15 protein-coding genes are annotated in these 17982 nt (G+C 70.7%); 10 read left to right on the top strand and 5 right to left on the bottom strand.

Annotation, left to right across the window (positions count from 1 at the left end):
* The first annotated feature begins 44 nt into the window (after positions 1-44).
* From B2K11_RS06900 to B2K11_RS06865, 8 genes are all read left to right on the top strand, one after another.
* A complete protein-coding gene (locus tag B2K11_RS06900) occupies positions 45-1193 on the top strand; it encodes an ATPase, T2SS/T4P/T4SS family (protein ID WP_163617478.1) in 1149 nt (382 codons plus the stop codon).
* Positions 1190-2050 carry a type II secretion system F family protein gene (locus tag B2K11_RS06895; RefSeq protein ID WP_163617477.1) on the top strand — a complete coding sequence of 287 codons (861 nt, stop codon included), beginning with the start codon at positions 1190-1192 and terminating at the stop codon, positions 2048-2050. Before B2K11_RS06900 ends, B2K11_RS06895 begins: the two co-directional genes overlap by 4 nt.
* 11 nt (positions 2051-2061) lie before the next feature.
* Complete coding sequence (locus B2K11_RS06890) at positions 2062-2994, top strand: type II secretion system F family protein (RefSeq protein WP_239525794.1); 933 nt, start codon at positions 2062-2064, stop codon at positions 2992-2994.
* A gap of 31 nt (positions 2995-3025) precedes the next feature.
* Positions 3026-3214 carry a hypothetical protein gene (locus B2K11_RS06885; protein WP_239525806.1) on the top strand — a complete coding sequence of 63 codons (189 nt, stop codon included), beginning with the start codon at positions 3026-3028 and terminating at the stop codon, positions 3212-3214.
* Between the two features lie 28 nt (positions 3215-3242).
* Positions 3243-3653, top strand: coding sequence for a TadE/TadG family type IV pilus assembly protein (locus tag B2K11_RS06880; protein ID WP_163617550.1), 411 nt, complete (start codon positions 3243-3245; stop codon positions 3651-3653).
* Positions 3628-4125, top strand: a complete 498-nt coding sequence (locus B2K11_RS06875) for a pilus assembly protein (protein WP_163617474.1) — start codon at positions 3628-3630, stop codon at positions 4123-4125. The genes B2K11_RS06880 and B2K11_RS06875 overlap by 26 nt, the downstream gene beginning before the upstream one ends.
* Positions 4126-4190: 65 nt before the next feature.
* Complete coding sequence (locus B2K11_RS06870; protein WP_345770760.1) at positions 4191-4574, top strand: pilus assembly protein TadG-related protein; 384 nt, start codon at positions 4191-4193, stop codon at positions 4572-4574.
* Positions 4575-4799: 225 nt separating this feature from the next.
* Positions 4800-5624, top strand: coding sequence for an RIO1 family regulatory kinase/ATPase (locus tag B2K11_RS06865; RefSeq protein ID WP_163617472.1), 825 nt, complete (start codon positions 4800-4802; stop codon positions 5622-5624).
* 82 nt (positions 5625-5706) lie between these two features.
* Here the strand turns inward: B2K11_RS06865 and B2K11_RS06860 are convergent, their stop codons facing one another.
* The 3 genes from B2K11_RS06860 to B2K11_RS06850 all read right to left on the bottom strand — a co-directional run bounded on the left by B2K11_RS06860 (position 5707) and on the right by B2K11_RS06850 (position 14057).
* Complete coding sequence (locus tag B2K11_RS06860; protein ID WP_163617471.1) at positions 5707-6777, bottom strand: LacI family DNA-binding transcriptional regulator; 1071 nt, start codon at positions 6775-6777, stop codon at positions 5707-5709.
* A 119-nt stretch (positions 6778-6896) separates the two neighbouring features.
* The gene (locus tag B2K11_RS06855; RefSeq protein WP_163617470.1) at positions 6897-10013 is read right to left on the bottom strand and encodes an NPCBM/NEW2 domain-containing protein; all 3117 of its coding nucleotides are present in this window, start codon (positions 10011-10013) and stop codon (positions 6897-6899) included.
* 198 nt (positions 10014-10211) lie between these two features.
* Positions 10212-14057 carry a S8 family serine peptidase gene (locus B2K11_RS06850; protein ID WP_163617469.1) on the bottom strand — a complete coding sequence of 1282 codons (3846 nt, stop codon included), beginning with the start codon at positions 14055-14057 and terminating at the stop codon, positions 10212-10214.
* A 78-nt stretch (positions 14058-14135) separates the two neighbouring features.
* On the opposite strand from B2K11_RS06850, the gene B2K11_RS06845 reads away from it, so the two are divergent.
* Positions 14136-15152 carry a MarR family transcriptional regulator gene (locus tag B2K11_RS06845; RefSeq protein WP_239525792.1) on the top strand — a complete coding sequence of 339 codons (1017 nt, stop codon included), beginning with the start codon at positions 14136-14138 and terminating at the stop codon, positions 15150-15152.
* A 24-nt stretch (positions 15153-15176) separates the two neighbouring features.
* Here B2K11_RS06845 and B2K11_RS06840 read toward each other — a convergent pair whose 3' ends face one another.
* Both B2K11_RS06840 and B2K11_RS06835 read right to left on the bottom strand, forming a co-directional pair.
* The gene (locus B2K11_RS06840; RefSeq protein WP_163617468.1) at positions 15177-15509 is read right to left on the bottom strand and encodes a hypothetical protein; all 333 of its coding nucleotides are present in this window, start codon (positions 15507-15509) and stop codon (positions 15177-15179) included.
* On the bottom strand, positions 15506-16834 hold the full coding sequence (locus tag B2K11_RS06835; protein ID WP_163617467.1) for an MFS transporter: 1329 nt from the start codon (positions 16832-16834) through the stop codon (positions 15506-15508). Before B2K11_RS06835 ends, B2K11_RS06840 begins: the two co-directional genes overlap by 4 nt.
* 25 nt (positions 16835-16859) lie before the next feature.
* Between B2K11_RS06835 and prfB the strand changes: the two genes are divergently transcribed.
* Complete coding sequence (gene prfB / locus B2K11_RS06830) at positions 16860-17972, top strand: peptide chain release factor 2 (protein ID WP_163617466.1); 1113 nt, start codon at positions 16860-16862, stop codon at positions 17970-17972.
* Positions 17973-17982 lie beyond the last annotated feature (10 nt).

The raw sequence follows: 17982 nt of genomic DNA, 5'->3' as shown, positions 1-17982 counted from the left end.
GATAACTTTCGGCTGGCTCCGCGACGAATTGCGAGGATGCTGACGTGACCTCCTCCACCGCTCCCGTCGCGACCCTCGTGGCGGAACGGGTGCGCGAGAGGCTGCGTGCCGAGCGGTCGGATCCGACCCGTGATCCCGAGTTCGCGGCGCAGGTGGCCCGGGCCGAGGTGCGCCGTCACAATGACTTCGCCCTGGCTCGTGGGATGGCGCCGGTCGACGACGAGACGGCGTGCGTACGGGAGGTCCTGGCCGCCGTCGCCGGCTTCGGACCGCTGCAGGCCTACCTCGACGATCCGACGGTGGAGGAGGTGTGGATCAATGCTCCCGACCGGATCTTCGTGGCGCGGGCGGGTGTCGCCGAGCGGGTGCCTCTCATGCTCACCGACACCGCCGTGCGAGACCTGGTGGAACGGATGCTGCAGTCCAGCGGCCGTCGCGTCGACCTGAGCCAGCCGTTCGTGGACGCCTCCCTCCCCGATGGCAGCCGGCTCCACGTGGTGATCCCCGACATCACCCGCCGGCACTGGGCTGTCAACATCCGCAAGTTCCTTCCGGCGTACCGTGATCTCGGCCGTCTGGTCGCGGCCGGCTCGATCGCCCCGGAAGCCGCCACTCTGCTGCGCGACGCGATGATCGCCGGGCGGTCGGTACTGGTGTCGGGGGCGACGCACGCGGGCAAGACGACGCTGCTGGGCGCGCTCATCGCGGCGTGCCCGCCCGAGCATCGGATCGTGACGGTGGAGGAGACGTTCGAGCTCGCCGTCGCCGCGGCCGACCTCGTGTCGCTGCAAGGACGACAGCCCAGCCTCGAAGGCACCGGCGAGGTGACGCTGCGACGGCTCGTCAAAGAAGCGCTGCGCATGCGCCCCGACCGCCTGGTCGTCGGTGAGGTGCGCGACGCCGAGGCCCTCGATCTGCTGCTGGCGCTCAACACCGGCGTGCCGGGCGCGGCCACCATCCACGCCAACTCTGCACGCGAGGCTCTCGCCAAGCTCGCGGCGCTGCCGCTCCTTGCCGGGCGCAACATCGACGCGAGCTTCGTGCAGCCGGCGGTGGCGGCATCCGTCCAGCTCGTGGCGCACTGCGAACGAGACGCCTCGGGCGCACGGCGCGTGGTCGAGATCGTCGCGCCGACCGGCGTGGCCGACGGCGTGATCACGGCGCGCACCCTCTACCGGGCGGACGCCCCGTGACCTTCTTGTGGGGTGCCGTGCTCGCGGCGGGGCTGCTGCTGGTGGCGTCGCCGTGGCTGTGGCCAGCCGGCTCCCGTACGAGAGCCGAGTCGGTGCACCGAGGTCGGATCGCCCGGCTGCTCGAAGATGCGGGGATGGCCCGCGTCTCCGTGGCGTCGATGGTGGTCGTCGCGGGCCTCTGTGCCGTGGTGGCGGCAGCGATCGCGTGGCTCGTCGCGCCGGTCGCCGCGCTCGCGCTCGTCGCCGCGGCGGCGGGGGCGATCGCCCCGTTCGCCTGGCTGCGAGCGCGGCGCTCCAAGCTCCTGCGCACCCGCCGAGGACTCTGGCCCGATGTGTGCGACCTGCTCATCGCCTCGGTGCGTGCCGGGATGTCGCTTCCCGACGCGGTGGGGAGCCTCGCCGACTCGGCACCCGCCGAGCTGCGACCGGCGTTCGCCGGGTTCGCGCGCGACGTCGCGGCGTCCGGCCACTTCGACTCCAGCATCCAGCGCCTGAAGACCGCCCTCGCAGACCCCGTGTCCGATCGGATCGTCGAGACACTGCGGATGGCGCGACAGGTCGGGGGCACCGAGCTCACCTCCGTCCTTCGAGCATTGGCCTCGTCGGTGCGCGCGGATGCGGCGCTGCGCGCCGAGGTCGAGTCGCGGCAGTCGTGGGTCCGCGGCGCAGCGGTGCTGGGCGTGGTCGCCCCGTGGGTGATCCTCGCACTGCTTGCGATGCGCCCGGAGGGAGCGAGCGCCTACGCCAGCCCGGGCGGGATCGCCCTGATCCTCGTCGGCGCGGCGGTCTCGCTGGTCGCCTATCGGCTCATGATCCGGCTCGGCCGCCTGCCCGAGCCGCGGCGGTGGTTCGGATGATCGTCACCGGCGTGAGCGACGTCGCCTTCGCCGTCGTGCTCGGCACGGCACTCGGCGTCGGCGTGTGCCTGCTGATCTCGCTCGCGCCGCGCTGGGGTGCACCGAGCCTGGCGCGCCGCATCGCGCCGTACATCCGGGACATCACGGACCCACGCGGCCTCGACGTCGCGGGAGCCGGCGGCGGGGGATCGCCCTTCGCCTGGAGCACCTCCACCTGGTCCCTGCTGGCGCGGGGAAGGCTCGCCCGCCTGGCGGGCGGTGACGCGATCCTCGCACGACGCCTGCACCGCGCGGCATGGACCATCGACCCCGCGAGATTCCGCAGCCGCCAGCTCGGCTGGGCGATCGTGGGCCTCGGCGTCGGCGGGTGCGTCGTCGTCGCGCTCGTGCTCGCCGGGCGCGGATCGCCGGTGCTCGGTCTGCTGCCACCGGTCGCGGCCGTCGCCGCCGGGCTCGCGTACGACGCCTGGCTGACCAACGCCGCCCGCGCTCGCGCGGCGCGGATCGAGGAGGAACTGCCCACGGTGCTGGAGTTCCTCGCGCTGTGCCTGTCTGCCGGCGAGGGCATCCTCGACTCGCTCCGGCGCGTGAGCGAGGTGGGTGCGGGGGAGCTCACGACGGAGCTGAGAGGCGTGATCGTCGCCGTCGGCACCGGTTCGTCGCTGTCGGAGTCGCTCACGCGCCTGGCGGCCGGACTCGAGATTCCGGCTCTGACCCGTTCGATCGATCAGCTCGTCGCCGCGATCGAGCGCGGCGCCCCGCTCGCACATGTGCTGCAGGCACAGGCGCTGGACGCCCGCGAGGACGCCAAGCGCGCCCTCATCGAGCGCGCCGGGCGGAAGGAGATCTACATGCTCTTCCCGCTGGTCTTCCTGATCCTGCCGCTGAGCGTGCTGTTCGCGGTCTTCCCCGGGATCTTCATGCTTCGACTCGGACTCGGCTGACCGGCCGGAAGGAGAAATGATGAGAACACGGATGCAGCGCCTCACGGCTCGGGTTCGCGGTGCCTGGCACGACCTCGCCGACGACGACCGGGGTGACGTGCCCGGCTGGGTCCTGATCACCCTGATGACGGCCGGCCTGGTCGTCGTGATCTGGGCCATGGCGGGGCCGGCGCTCGCCGACCTGTTCGAGCAGGCGATCAGCCGCGTCTCCGGACTCTGACGCCGTGCGCGTCGCCCCGAGCCGCGTGATGTCGGGTCTGCGCGCCCGGCTCGCTGCGGAACACCGCGACGAGACGGGTGCCAGTCCGGTCGAGTTCGTGCTCGTCGGCACGCTGCTCACCGTCCTCACGCTCGGCGTGCTGCAGTTCGGCCTCGCGGTATACGTACGCAACGTCGTGCACGACGCGGCCGTCGAGGGCGCCTACCACGCGGCGCTCGCCGACACGACGCTCGCGGACGGGGCGCAGCGCACCCGCGACATCGTGGGTCGCACGATCGGCCGGGAGTACGCCACCGAAGTCAGCGTGCGGGAGGAGTCATCGCTCGGTCGGGAGACCATCGAGATCCGGGTGGCCGCGACGCTGCCGCTGGTGGGTCTCCTCGGTGCTCCGCGCTCGCTGGAGGTGACGGCGCATGCGCCCGTCGAATCGTTCGACTGAGCTCGTCGCCGCTGCCGGCGAGGGCGACGACGGCGACGGCGACGGCGACGGAGAGCGTGGCTCTGCGGCGCTCGAGTTCATTCTCGTGGGGCTGCTGATGCTGGTGCCCCTGGTTTACCTCATCGTCTCGCTGGGACTCATCCAGGGGCAGAGCCTCGGCGCCGAAGCGGCGGCGCGTCACATCGCCCGCGCCGTGTCGACCGCGACCGACGCGACCGACGCGCGCGGCCGCGCCGACGCGGTGCTCGCTGCGGTGGCGGAGGAGTACGGCCTCGACGACGTCGACCTGGCGATCGGCTGCACCCCGGCGGGAGCGTCCTGCCCGCGGGCTGGAGCGACCCTGCACGTCACGGTGCGCACCGCGGTGACCTTGCCGCTGGTCCCGCCGGTTCTCGGACTCGAGAACATCGCGGCGGTCCCGATCGAGGCGACGGGCGCGCACAAGGTGTCGCGGTTCTGGAGCGGAGAATGAGGTTCCGCCCGCGGGCAGGCGGCGGCGCGCGGCGACCTGTGGTGGAGGCCGATGATGAGGGCAGCGTGCTGATCCTGACGCTCGGCTATGCGGTGCTCGCGATCGCGGTGATCCTCGTGTGCAGCGCGGCGACGAGCCTGTATCTCGCGCAGAAGCAGCTCGATGCGGTGGCGGATGCCGCAGCCCTCGCCGCCGCGGACGGCTTCGAGCTCTCCGTCGCCGCCGGCGAGCCCGTCGCCACGCTCACCGATGCCGGGGTGCGCCGGGAGGCGGTCGCGATGGTGGACGCCATCGGAGACCGGGCACGACTCGTCTCTGCTACGAGCCCCGACGGCGTCTCCGCGCGGGTCACGGTGGCCGGGCAGTGGCATCCGCCGATCGTCACCGTGTTCGTGCCCGACGGTGTGTCGCTCGAATCCACGGCGACGAGCCGCACCGCGCTGCGCTGACCCCGCCCGGGGGCCGTCGCCGAGCGCTGTCGGCGCACAAGGGAGGATTCGGGGTGGCCGCCGCTCCCGTGCCCCGCTACAGTGAAGCGAGTCGGTGCCGCGGCACCCTGACCGGAAGGAGGAACGACGATGGCTGTCTTTGCCACGCCCTGTGTCCTGTTCCCTTCCCTCGAGGTCGCCCGCACCCACTGATCCGGTGACCTCCCATCCTGGAGTGTCCACCCGATGTCATCCGCACGCTTCGACGCGTCCGCATCCCTTCTCTCGCCGGAACTCGAACCCGGCACCGATCAGCGCTGGTCCACCTGGCCGGCGTCTTCTCCCACCCAGCGCGGCCCGCTGCCGCATCCACACTGGCTCGTCACCGCCTCGGCGGCCTTCGACACCGAACTCGGCGTCGTCAAGACCGGCAAGGAGGCAGACGTGCACCTCATCGAGCGCGCCGTCCCCGGCACCGCCGGCGTGCTGCTCGCCGCGAAGCGGTATCGCAACACGCATCACAGCGATTTCCACCGCTCGGGCAGCTACGAAGAGGGCCGCACGATGCGCAACACCCGCGACGCGCGGGCGGTGGGCCGCAAGTCGGCGCACGGCCGCTCCGTGGCCGCCGGGCACTGGGCGCACAGCGAGTTCGCCGCGCTGTGCCGCGCTTGGCAGGCCGGCGTTCCCGTGCCTTATCCGGTGCAGGTGAGCGACACCGAGGTGCTCATGGAGTTCGTCGGTGACGGCCGCGCCGCGGCACCGCGGCTCGCTCAGAGCAGGCTGCACGGCGAGGAGCTGCAGGATGCCTTCGCCCAGGTCGTCGGCATCCTCGAGGCGTTCGCCGGCGCCGGATTCGCGCACGGCGATCTGTCGCCGTACAACCTGCTGGATCACCACGGTCGCATCGTCGTGATCGACCTGCCCCAGATCGTCGACGTCGCCGCCAACCCTCAGGGACTCGACTTCCTGCACCGCGACGTCGTGAACGTGTCGACGTGGTTCGCGCGGCGCGGTCTCGACAACGATCCGGAGGACCTGTTCGCCCACCTGATTGGGATGCTGTGGTGAGCGGTTGCCGCGCTGCAAGAGTCACGGGAACGGATCGCCGACGCGGCGGCGCCGGCATCGCGTCGTCCTGGGTTCAGAGGTGTCAGGTCGACGAACGCACGTTGAGAGTGGGCGTCAGCTGCACGCGCTGGGCCGGCGCGAGGTCCCGTTGCTCCAAGCGCATCAAGCACGTCTCGAGCGCCCGACGCCCGACAGCGAGCTTGGGTGGGGCGATAGCCGTGAGCGGCACATTGGCGAAGGATGCGATCTCGTCGTCGTAGGCGACGATGGCGAAGTCCTCGGGAACCCGGAGCCCGCGTCCTTCGGCGATGCCGAGAAGTCCCACCGCCAGGTCGTCGGGCAAGACGATGGCAGATCGGATGCCGGCGGCCAGGCAGTCGTCCAGGAACTCCCTCAGCACATCCGACGTGGAGCCGTCGCCCCACCTCGGCGACGGTGCCGTGACCACCGGCGCCTGCTTCATCTGCAGTCTGCGGGCGGCGCGGGCGTGTCCGCGCGCGATCCACGGCGCCGTCGCCGTCTCGCGGAGGAGGAGTCCGACGCCGTCGTGGCCGCGTTCGGCGAGGTGATCGACCGCGAGCTCCGCCCCGAATCCGTGGTCTGAGCGCACCGAGTCGATGCGGAGGGTGGTCGGCGCCCCGTCGACGGACCGTTCCACCAGCACGACCGGTGTGCGTATGCCAGCGATCGCCTGCCAGGTCATGGTGTCGTCGACGCCAGGACGGGCGGTGACCAGCATGATCGCGTCCACGCCGCCCGCGTCCAGCCGTGCGAGCTGATGGATCTCCTCGCGCGGGTCGTAGTTCGTCGTGCCGAGGACGATCCGGATCCCTGCGCCGTGGGCTGCGCCGCTCACCCCGCGGATGACGGGCGGGAAGTAGTACGCGGCGTCCGGCACGATGAGCCCGATCGTGGCGACCGGTCGCGACGACGTGCCGATACCGCGTACGCCGACGGCGGGCGCGTCGGCGGACTCGGGGAGCACGGCGCCGCCGTGCACACGACGGACGAGCCCGCGTTCGGCAAGAACGGACAGGTCGCGCCGGATGGTCATGCCGCTCAACTCGGTGCGTTCCGCGAAGTCCGTCACCTCGATACGACCGCGCAGCACGATCTCCCGCAGGATGCGTTCTCGGCGTTCCTCGGCGATCATCGGCTCACCCTAACGTCTCGGTTTTCATCGTGTGCGGTCGCGTCGGAGCGTGCGGCCGGCACCCGGCCCACCGACGGTGGGGGCGGCGCATGCGCACGCCACCACCGTCAGCGCTGCGATCAGCGGCAGTCGATCCCGGTGTACGGCACCGTCGCGGTGGTGCGGGCGCCGTCGCCGCCCGTCGCCACCACGACGGCCTCGCCACCGGCGAGTGCACCCGGAATCTTGAACGAAGAGCGGGTGTCCTTGCCCGGGTCGAGGTTGACTTTCACATCGTCGCCGAGTGCCGTGTCGACCGTCACAGTGATGCGTGAGTAGTGCTCGTTCGCCACGGTGACGTGCACCCACGCAAAGGGTCCCCGGCACTCTGTGAGCACCGTCGTGGCGGTCGGCACGGCGCTGCCCGCGAGCTCCACGGCGAACAGGCTCAGCCCATCGCCGGTGACCGGGCTGCCGTCGGGCAAGGTGACGCTCGCCACCGGCTTGCCGGACAGCCGGATCCGCTGCGCGAAGACGGATCCGGGTGCAGTCACCGTCGAGATCGTGCCGCCGAGATACGGCCTGGTGCGCTGCAGATGCGACGCCGCGCTGCCGAGCAGCACCGTGTCGGCGGAATCCGTCGACCCGTCGCTCCACAGCGGCAGCCGGACTCGCACCTGCTCGCTGGTGCCGTCTTGATAGTGCACCGTCGCGGTCCCATCGGTGACTGTGCCCGCTGAGAAACCGGCGACGATGAGCTCGTCACCCTCTCCCTCGAGCGCGACGTGCTGGCCGGCCGCTTTCACCGCATCGGGCGTGCCGACCGCGGTGGGGTGCCAATCCAGTTCGGCGCCGAACGCCCGGACCTTCGCGCCGACGGCGAGATCCGCACCGGCCAGCGCCTCTGCCGACAGCACGCGGAGGTCTGCAGTGATCGCGCCGTTGCGGGGGTTGGCGGTCGACGCGACGGCGGTCTGGTTCACGAGCGCATCGAACGGCAGCGGGCCTGATTCCACCCCGTCGCCCTGGTATGCACCGATATTGGGCGTGGCGGGGATCGGGTTGCCGAAGAAGTCGCGATCGCCCGCGTCTGCTATCGGCGTGCCCGCTCCGAGCAGAGGCGAGCCGACAGCCAGCTGGTACCCCGGCAGCGCCCGGGTCAGCTGGCCGCTGCCCGCCGCGATGAGCTTCGGGTCGCCGACGACGGCGCCCGTCTCGGCGGCGGGAGGCTGGATGCCGCCGAAGTACGCGTTGTTGGCGTAGACGCCGTTCGCCGTCTTCAGGCTGCCGCCCTGCGCGATGATGATGTTGTTCTTCACCTCGCGCGGTGCCGTCATATCGTCCTCGAACGGCCGGTTGAGGCAGGAGAACGTGTTGTTGTAGATCAAGTGCAGGCCCGGTCCGCCGCTCGCACCGGCGAGACGGCAGTCATCCTGCGAGACGTTGTAGCGCAGGATCGTGTTCGCCGTCGTGGAGGCCGTGCCGCAGCCCGAGATGCAGTCCAGGTAGAACCCGCCGGCGTTGCCGTACGAGTAGTTGTACTGGAAGGTGCAGCTGCCCTTGATCTTCATGTCGCAGTCCCACGCGGTGGAGTCGTAGGTCGAGGCGACGCTGTTGCCCACCACGTTGTACTGGAACAGCGGGTCGGCTGAGTTGTACGGCCACATGCCGGCGAAGTTGCCCTTGAGGAACGGATACTCGCCGTGCCCGAGGTCGATCGCCGAGTTGTATTCGATGACGGGTTTGTCGGAGTTGTGGATCACGATGCCGTCGCCGCCGACCGCGCGGATGTCGTTGCGCGCGACGTAGACGTTCGTGTTGTAGTGGCGAGTGGTGTCGGGAGCGGAGAGTTTGATGCCGCCGGCCGCGGTGTCGTTCACGACGTTGTCGGTGACGGTGATGCCGTCGAACCAGCCGATGCCGTCGCCGAGAACCGAGATGCCCGCCGAGCGTGAGAACGCGTTGCCCAGGCTCGTCTTGTCGGACCAGCCGGCGACCTTCTCGACGTGGTTGCGAGTGAGGACGACTCCGCTGCGCTTGGTGCCGTCGTTGATCTCGTACAGGATGCCAACGCGTCGCTGATCGGGCGCGCCCGGGTTGGTCACGTGCATGCCGTCGACGGTCCAGTTGCTCACGTTGAGGAGATGGATGCCGGCGAGCCGACCGTCGCCGTTGATCGTGGCGGGCGCGTCCCCGTCGCCGTACGGCGACACCGTGATCGGTGCGCTGGCGAGTCCGGAGCCGGTGGGAGCGAACGTGCCGGTGCATTCCACGCCGCGCTTGAAGCGCACGGCCTGCCCGGGCTGGAACGGCTGGACGACCGAGAGCTGCTCGAGCGACGCGAAGGGCGTGGCCTCCGAGCCGTCGCCCGCGGCGGTCGCTGAGCAGTCGACGAAGTACACCGTGTCGGAGACCGCCACCACGTGCGCCGCGATCTGGCCCTCGGCGATCGCGCCGAAGAGCGACTCGGCACGGGCGGTGATGGAGTACTCGCCGGCGGCGATGCCGGCGGGCACGACGAACGTGGCGACCGCCCGACCGTGGTCGTCGGCGTTCACGACGACCTCCGTGCCGGCGAAGCCGACGGTCACCGGCGCCTGCGGGTTCGCGCCGTCGATCGTGACCTCGACAGGCGACCCGGAGGCCAGGAGCGACAAGTCGACATCCATCGGCGTGATGGTGAGCGGCTGCGCGAGGTAGCCGTCCGTGCAGTTGATCCGGAGGTCGGCCCAGTCCGCGTGGTCGTTGCCGTTGCCTTCCGGTCCGGGCTCGGCGATGAGCTCGATGGTGCTCGCGCCGCGGAGGTCCAGGTTGAGTCGACCCGCCGGATCAGTGCCCGTCCGCACCATCCGGAACTGCTCCGTGCCGTCGACCTTCACCACGAAGTCGACACGACCCTTGCCGGACTGGCTGTCGTCGATGCCGACGTAGCCGAGAAGCTGGGTGCATTGCTGCGCGACGTCGTACACGATCCGCGCGGGGGCGTGTGTCCCCAGACCCTTCGGGTACTGCACGCCACGGATCGACTGTATGGCTCGCGACGTGTCGGGCACGCCTCGTGCGCCGTTGTTGTAGTCGCGCTCGACGGGCCCCCAACCGTTGTCGGCCGAGATCCAATCCACATCGCTGGCATAGTGCACGCTGCCGGCCAGGCCGTCGTCGGCCGCGGCAGCCGCGGCAGCCGCGGCAGGGGCGCCGGCGAGGCAGAGCACGCTGATCGTCGCTGCGGCGAGCAGCGTCATCCGTCTTCTGGTCAAGGGATTCCTCCTCGAATCTCACGGTCCGCGAGCCCCGTGGCGGCGGACGCAGGTCATCGTTTCAGCATCCAGGGTGTGCGGACGATCGAACTGAACAGATATGAACATCGCCCGACCGTCGGAGGCGGCTTCGCGCCGCGGGCGCAGCACGAAGGGCTCCGACGCGGGTGCGTCGGAGCCCTTCGTGGTGCGCTGCGCTTAGCGGACGCCCTTGGCCGGGGTGGCCTCGAACGCGCGCTCGATCTCCTGCGAGAACGTGTTGCCCTCGGCATCCGTTGCGGTCACCCGCAGGTCGACCCAGCCGCCCTTGTCGGGCACCGGGATCTGGGCGGAGAGTCCGCTGACCCAGGCGCGGGACTCGACGAAGATGCCACCGTCGTGCTCGACCGCGCCGGTCGGGGCATCCGTCTCAGCAGAGGCCAGGGCCACCGGCGCCCAGTCGCCGCCCGCGGTGCGGGCCTCGAGCGTGGCGTCGGTGATCGCGCCGGCGGGCGAGGTGCCCGCGACGTGGCCGAGCTCCAGGCCCAGCGTGACGCCCGAGCCCTTCTTGCGGCCTTCGCCGACGAGGTTCTGCGCGTTCACGTCGACGTCGTAGTACGCCTGGATCAGGGGGAGCAGCCGGTACTCCCAATCGCCCAGCTTGCCGGTGGCGCGGAACGTCCAGTCGCTGACGGTCTTCGTGGATCCGGCCAGGTGCGATCCGTCGTGGGTCGCGGTGCTCACCACGCGCCAGTCGTGCTCGCCGTCGGGCAGGTCGAACACGTTCGCACCCTGATGCTCGGTCTGGCGGATCAGCTCGCCGTCGAGGTAGACGTCGGTCAGCTGCTGCACCGTCGACGGCTCGCTCCACGTGTCGAACGCGCCGGTGTGCCCGGAGTCGCCGCCGTCCGCCCAGCTCGGGATGTTGATCTGGGCGTAGTCGGATACGAGATTGGGCACCCAGTACCCGGTCCCGACGTACGGGCGCACGATGCCGCCGTAGTACTCTGCCTCGGTGCGCTCGCCCGGCTCGTAGGTGCGCATGATGTCGCGCATCTCCCAGCGGACCGACGAGATCCCCAGGCTCTGGTACCAGCGGAGCCCGTCGGTGTTGACCCACTCAGCCCGCTCGGTCCCGCGCTGCGTGCGCATCGGGAAGCCGCTGCCGTACTCCGCACCGGGCACGAAGTCGTAGCGGAACTCGCCGATCTCCTCCGTCTGGCCGTGGAAGCGCGTGTCGATGCGGGCGAGGTCGTCCCCGGTGTGCACGTACGAGAGGTCCGACGGGATCTCGCCGTCGCCGAACTCGGCGATGTCGTACACGACATCCGAGGTCGGAACCCCGACGGCCGCGATCGTCACCTTCTTGGTCACCAGCTGAGCGAGCAGCTGACGGCCTTCGACGCCGCTGATCCCGGCGACCGGGATGCCGACATCCGTCGTGTAGTCCTCGGATCCCACCCACTCGTTGAACTCGCCGTCGCCGTCGTTCACGACGACAAGCAGCTTCGCTCCAGCGGCGGCGGCGTTGGCTGCCCGCTGGGATGCCGAGACCTCCGCGGACCGGGTCACCACGGCGATCTTGCCGGCGGCACCCGCGGCGGCGAACTCTTCGACGCTGCCCTTGCCCGCGTCCACCGCGGTCGCCTTGAACGAGCCGTCGAGGAGTGTGGACCCGATCTGCTCGATGAGGTCGAGCGGCTGCTTGCCCACCTTGAGCGTCAGCAGCGGCGTCTGCAGGCGCCACCGCGTCGTGAAGCCGAAGCCGGCATCGTCGACGGTCTGCGGCTGCGCCCACATCTCATCCGTCCAGACGGGCATCATCACGCTCGCGCCGAAGTCGTCGACCGTCACGTCCATCCTGCGGAAGACGGGGTCGAGCCCCTCCTGACCGACGTCGACCGTGATCTGCTCGGCGGTACGGGCGTCGAGCGCGACCGAGCGGTTCTGGTCCAGTTCGAGCGTGGGCTCTCCGACCAGCACGGTTGCGATGGTGTCGGGCGTGCGCGCGAGCTCCATGAACGACATGACCGTGTAGTCGCCCTTCATGAGCCGCAGCGTGGTCTCGCCGTCGACGAGCACGGGCTCCGCCCACTGGGTCGCCGGGTCGTACAGCATCGCGTACGCCGTGGTCGGGTTGCCGTCGAAGTCGGTGGCCGTGATCGTGAGGTCGTAGCGCTCCGCCTCCGCGATGGTGCCGAGCGCGGTCCGCGTCACGGGTTCCCCGTCGACGGACCCGATCAGCACGCCCGATAGCTGCGTGCCCGCGGGCACCCTCGCCGGGTCGACCGTCAACGTCGCCGAGCCGGTCTCACCGGCCGGGATCGTGAGCGAGTCTGTGTCGAGCGTCAGCGCGTCGAACGCGATGCCCGCCGACGGGCCGCCGGCGCCCGGCGTGGTGTCGCCGAGCGTCGCGGTGAGGGCGACGGTGATCTCGGCATCCGTCCGGTTCGTGTACTCGACGGTGCGCTCGACCGGGGTCGGCTCCTCGCCCCACATCAGCATGCCGAAGTCGCCCGAGCCCGACGCCACGACGGGCGCCTCGAGCGCGGCATCGACGTCGATGACGCCCGAGCCGCCCTGGTACGCGGTGTAGCCGACGTCGACAGCGGTGCTCGCGATGGCCGCCTTCAGCTGGTCGGTGGTGTAGTCCGGGTTCGCGCCGAGGAGGATCGCGGCGGCTCCCGCCACGTGCGGCGTCGCCATCGACGTGCCGCTCATCCCGATGTATGCGCCCTCGCCACCGGAGTCGGCCGAACGTGCCGCGGTGACGTCGTTGCCCGGACCGGTGACGTCGGGCTTCAGCGCGCCCGAACGGGAGAGCGGTCCCTGGCTCGTGAACCACGACAGTGCGCCGGACGGGTCGTCGACCGAGCCGACGGTGAACGCCTCTTCGGCCGACCCCGGTGCGCCGATCGTCTCGGCCGCACCGGCATTGCCCGCGGCGACGACGAAGAGGGCGCCGGTCTGCTCGGCGATCTGGTCGAGCGACTCGGCCATGAGGTCCTTGCCGTCGGACGGCACGGGGGATCCGAGGCTCATCGACACGATCGGGGCGTTCTGGCCGGCCCACTCCATCGCGTCGATGATCCACGAGTCCTGGCCCCAGCCGCTGGCGTCGAGCACCTTTCCGACCAGCAGCTGCGCGCCGTCGGCGACGCCGCGGTGGGTGCCGTCGCTCGCGGCGCCCGTGCCGGCGATCGTCGAGGCGACGTGGGTGCCGTGGCCGTTCGGATCGGCGGCGACCTCTTCACCGGGTACGAAGCTCTTCGAGCCGTCGAGCACGCGGCCCTCGAGGTCGGGGTGGGTGTCGTCGTAGCCGGTGTCGAGCACCGCCACCGTGACGCCTGCGCCGGTGTAGCCGTCGGCCCATGCCTCGGGTGCGTCGATGTAGCCGACGCTCGAGTCGAGCGTGGCCTGCACCTTGCCGTCGAGGTGGATCGCCTCGATGCCTCCGGCGAGCGCGGGCGGCGCCGAGAAGCTGCGCGCGGTCGGTGCGGTCAATGTCTGCCATGCGGAAGCCGCCGCGTCGTGGCCGATGGTCGCGGCCGAAGCGCCGATGCTCTCGAGCGCCGTCTGCACCTCGAGCCCGGGCACCGGGGCGGCGAAGGAGCGGGCGGATCCGGCATCCTGCTCGACGATGACCGGGGTAGCGTCCACCGACGCGTCGTCGTAGCCGTAGTCGATGAGCAGCGAGACGTTGAACAGGTCCTCGTCGAGCGCGCCCGCTGCCAGGTACGGCATCGCGGCGTCGGGTACGACGTGGAGGTCGCCGGCCGTTTCGTACGTGCGGATACCGGCACCCTCGACGGCGGTGTCGACCGAGACGGCGTGGGTCCCGTCCGACAGGTCCGTGACCGTCACGTGGTCGCCGGTGAGGAGGGTGACGGTGTGGCTGCTGACGGCGGCTGCATCGGGCGTGGCTGAGGCGGGGGAGACCTCAGGGGCGGGCGATGCCGCAGCCGGCAGGGTGGCGAGGCCGACGCCTGCGATCGCGATCGCGATGCCGCTCGTGGCGGCGACGATCGGACGCAGGCGGCGTCCGGAGGGGTGGGGTCGTGACATGCGCGAGCCTCTCGGTTGGGGATTCCGTACTGCCCACCTTCGTCGGCCGTGTGCCTAAAGTGGTGGCGGAGAAATGCCATGGCCACCATCCGCCAGGCTCGGCGGGTGACGATGGTCGACATGGGGAAGGTCACCGTGCTTGACGCGCTGGGTCTCGACGAGGCACACACCGCTGTGTACCGGTGCGTGCTGCAGCAGCCGTCGGCATCGATGGCCGAGATCGCGGCGGCCCTCAGCATGTCGCTGCCGCGCGTGCGCCCGATGGCCGCTGAGCTGGAACGGCTCGGTCTGCTGGCGAGACAGGCATCGAGCAGCGACCGGTTCGTCGCGTCCCCGCCGTCGATCTCCCTGCGCCCGCTGCTGCTCGAGCGGGAGCGGGGGCTGACCCGCGCGCACGAGGCGCTCGTCGAGCTGAGCGACCTGTACCGGCGATCCGTCGAGCGCCGCAGCGTCGCCGACGTGGTCGACGTCGTGATCGGCGACGACGCCGTGCGGCAGCGGGTCGCGCAGCTGCAGGCCGCGTCGATCGAGCAGGTGCGCGTGCTCGTGCTGCACGAGATCGCCCTGCTCAGCGGCGAGGACAACATCGAGGAGGACCGGGCGCTCGCCCGTGGGGTGCGCTACCGCGTGATCGTCGAGAACGCGGTGCTCGAGCGGCCGGGGTTCCTTGCAGCGGCGCGGGAGATGGCCCAGATCGGAGAGGAGATCCGCGTGCTTCCGGCACTGCCCACGCGGATGTTCATCGCCGACGATCAGATGGCGCTGGTGCCCATGCACTCGCAGGGTGAGGACCGCGGTTTCGGTGCGCTGCTCATCCACCCGAGCGGCCTGCTCGACCTCGTGAGCTCGATCTTCGAGGACTACTGGCGCGCCGCCACCGAGTTCCTCCCGACCGCGGCGCCGCCCACGACCGATGACATCGACCACGACCTGCTGCACCTGCTTCTCATGGGCGTGACGGATGCCGCGGCCGCCGCGCAGCTCGGGATCTCGCTGCGGACGGTGCAGCGCCGGATCGCCGAGCTCATGGACACCGCCGGCGTCACCACGCGCATGCAGTTGGGCGCGGAGGCGGTTCGCCGAGCCTGGGTCTGACGCAGGCACAGGAAGACGGCGTCCCTACCAGCCGTGGACGTTGAACCACTCCTGACGGCGCCGGGTCTCGGCATCCGTCTCGCTCTCGTCCGTCGTGTCGTGGCGGACGAGCCGGGCGTCCGCATCGAGCGGGACGAAACGGTGACACACCGGGCACATCGCGCGCCCGTCCGGGAAGCCGTCGGCGAGCGGAGCGGCGGGCGTGCCGGGCTCGCCGGAGCCTGAACAGAGTGCGGGGTCGGCCGCGGCATCCGCCCACATGACCGTGCGATGGCGATGCAGACCCGCGTGGCCCAGGGGGCGCGTGCACCGCCGGCCGCCGTTGCGGCTGCGGCAGAATCGCACCACTTCGGTCATGCCCGCGTCCGCGGCACGTACCTCGGCACCCAGCGCACGAAGGCCAGAGCGCCCAGCAGCCCGACGGCGCCCATCACTCCCGTCGCGACGGCGAGCGAGCCCACCGCGGCGATGGCTGAGACCAGCAGGGGTGCGACTGCGCCGCCGGCGTCCGTGAGCGTGCGCCACGACCCCAGGAAGGCGGCCGGATCCGACTGCGGAGCGACGTCGGCGCCGAGGGTGAGCAGGATGCCGCTCGAGAGGCCGTTGCCCACCCCGAGCACGGCGGCGAACATGGCGAACCACATCGCCGCCTGCGGGAGGTCGTGCGTGAAGGCGAGGGCGATGAACCCCGCGCCCATCAGGATCATCGCGGGCAGGGCCGCCCACAGTCGCCCGAAGCGGTCCATCACCTGGCCGCTCGCGTAGAACAGCGCGAAGTCGATCGCACCCGAGATGCCGACCACGAGCGCGATCGTCTGCGCGTCGAGTCCGATCGACACGCCCCACAGCGGCAGCACGACCTGGCGCGCAGAGCGGACGGCGGAGAGGGATGCCGCGGCCAGCCCGAGCGTCGACAGCACGCGGCGGTGGCGCCACATCGTGCGCACCACGCCTGTGCCGGGGTCCGATCTCGCGCTCGCCGTGGGGGAGCCCGATCGCTGGGACCGTCGCAGCGGGATCGAACCGGTGACAGGCTCGCCCGTGTCTTCGGTGTCGACGTCCGCGCGGGCGGATGCGGAGGGAGCGAGCAGCTGCTTCTCGGGGTCGGGCCCCAGGAGCACCAGCAGGATCGTCGCCACGAGGCAGCCGCCGAAGAACCAGATCGTCGCGTGCTCGTCGCCGAGGAGGGCGAGCAGGGCGGCGGCGACGAAGGGGCCGATGAACATTCCGAGGCGGAAGGTGCCGCCCAGCAGCGACAGCGCGCGGGCGCGGAACGACAGCGGCACGCGCGTGGTCATGAAGGAGTGGCGTGCGAGCCCGAAGGCCGCCGCGCAGAACCCGATGAGGAACACCGCGATGGCGAAGATGCCGAGCGACGGCGCGAATGCCATGCCCACGATGCCACCGAGGGAGAGGAAGCCGGCGATCGCCATCGTGAGGCGTTCGCCGATGCGGGCGACCGCCCAGCCGGCGGGGATGTTGCCGCACAGCTGACCCACGACGAGCGCCGATGCGACGAGAGCGGCCGTCGGGACATCCGCTCCGAGCTGCGCCGCGATGACCGGGATCAACGGGATGACGGCACCCTCGCCGAGAGCGAAGAGCAGGGTGGGGCCGTAGACCATGGGGCCGAACCGCCACAGCACGTCCCGCGCGCTGGCGGAGTCGGCGTGATCGCTCATCGCTTCCACGTTAGTCTGGACTGTCATGCTCGACTTCGATCCCTCCGCCGATATCCAGGCCCTGCGCTCCACGTTCGCCGACATCAAGGCCGTGGTCGACGTCGAGGCACTCACGAAAGACATCGCGCGTCTCAGCGAGGAGGCCGGTGCCCCCAATCTGTGGGACGACGTCGAGAAGGCGCAGAAGGTCACCAGCGCCCTGAGCCATCGCCAGTCCGAGCTCAAGCGCGTGACCGACGTCGAGCAGCGTCTCGACGATCTCGACGTGCTGATCGAGCTGGCCAACGAGATGGACGACGAGGATGCCGCCGAAGAGGCGCGTCGCGAGATCGCCGAGCTGGAAGACATCGTCAGCCAGCTCGAGGTGCAGACGCTCCTCGACGGCGAGTACGACGAGCGCTCCGCCGTCGTCACGATCCGCTCCGGCGCGGGCGGCGACGACGCCACCGACTTCGCCGAGATGCTGCTGCGCATGTACCTGCGCTGGGCAGAGCGGCACAAGTACCCCGTGAAGCTCATGGACACCTCCTATGCGGAGGGCGCGGGCATCAAGTCCGCGACGTTCGAGGTCGACGCCCCGTATGCCTACGGCACGCTCTCGGTCGAGGCCGGCACCCACCGTCTCGCGCGCATCAGCCCGTTCGGCTCCGCCGACAAGCGGCAGACGTCGTTCGCGGCGGTCGAGGTCATCCCGGTGATGGAGGAGGCCGTCGAGGTCGAGATCCCCGAAGGGGATCTGCGGGTCGATGTCTTCCGCTCGTCCGGTCCCGGTGGCCAGTCGGTCAACACGACCGACTCCGCCGTGCGCCTCACGCACATCCCGTCGGGGATCGTCGTGTCGATGCAGAACGAGAAGTCGCAGATCCAGAACCGCGCCGCCGCCATGCGCGTGCTGCAGACGCGTCTGATGCTGCTGCAGCGCGAGGAGGAGGCGGCGAAGAAGAAGGAGCTCGCCGGCGTCATCACCGCGAGCTGGGGCGATCAAATGCGCTCGTACTTCCTCTACGGCCAGCAGCTCGTGAAGGACCTCCGCACCGGCCACGAGGTCGGAAACCCCGCTGTGGTCTTCGACGGTGACCTCGACGGCTTCATCTCGGCCGGCATCCGCTGGCGCAAGCGCAAAGACGTCGACGACTGATCCAGCCGGT

It is taken from the genome of Microbacterium sp. B35-30 (genome assembly GCF_010634855.1).
Taxonomy (GTDB): Bacteria; Actinomycetota; Actinomycetes; order Actinomycetales; family Microbacteriaceae; genus Microbacterium.
The sequence above is the reverse complement of the archived record's forward strand: the minus strand, read 5'-3'. Positions and strand labels throughout refer to the sequence as shown.

Coding starts and splice junctions, on each gene's coding strand:
- B2K11_RS06850 (WP_163617469.1), bottom strand. CDS start 14,057: ATGTCACGACCCCACCCCTCCGGACGCCGCCTGCGTCCGATCGTCGCC.
- B2K11_RS06845 (WP_239525792.1), top strand. CDS start 14,136: ATGGCCACCATCCGCCAGGCTCGGCGGGTGACGATGGTCGACATGGGG.
- B2K11_RS06880 (WP_163617550.1), top strand. CDS start 3,243: ATGTCGGGTCTGCGCGCCCGGCTCGCTGCGGAACACCGCGACGAGACG.
- B2K11_RS06885 (WP_239525806.1), top strand. CDS start 3,026: ATGCAGCGCCTCACGGCTCGGGTTCGCGGTGCCTGGCACGACCTCGCC.
- B2K11_RS06875 (WP_163617474.1), top strand. CDS start 3,628: ATGCGCCCGTCGAATCGTTCGACTGAGCTCGTCGCCGCTGCCGGCGAG.
- B2K11_RS06860 (WP_163617471.1), bottom strand. CDS start 6,777: ATGATCGCCGAGGAACGCCGAGAACGCATCCTGCGGGAGATCGTGCTG.
- B2K11_RS06835 (WP_163617467.1), bottom strand. CDS start 16,834: ATGAGCGATCACGCCGACTCCGCCAGCGCGCGGGACGTGCTGTGGCGG.
- B2K11_RS06865 (WP_163617472.1), top strand. CDS start 4,800: ATGTCATCCGCACGCTTCGACGCGTCCGCATCCCTTCTCTCGCCGGAA.
- B2K11_RS06840 (WP_163617468.1), bottom strand. CDS start 15,509: ATGACCGAAGTGGTGCGATTCTGCCGCAGCCGCAACGGCGGCCGGCGG.
- prfB (WP_163617466.1), top strand. CDS start 16,860: ATGCTCGACTTCGATCCCTCCGCCGATATCCAGGCCCTGCGCTCCACG.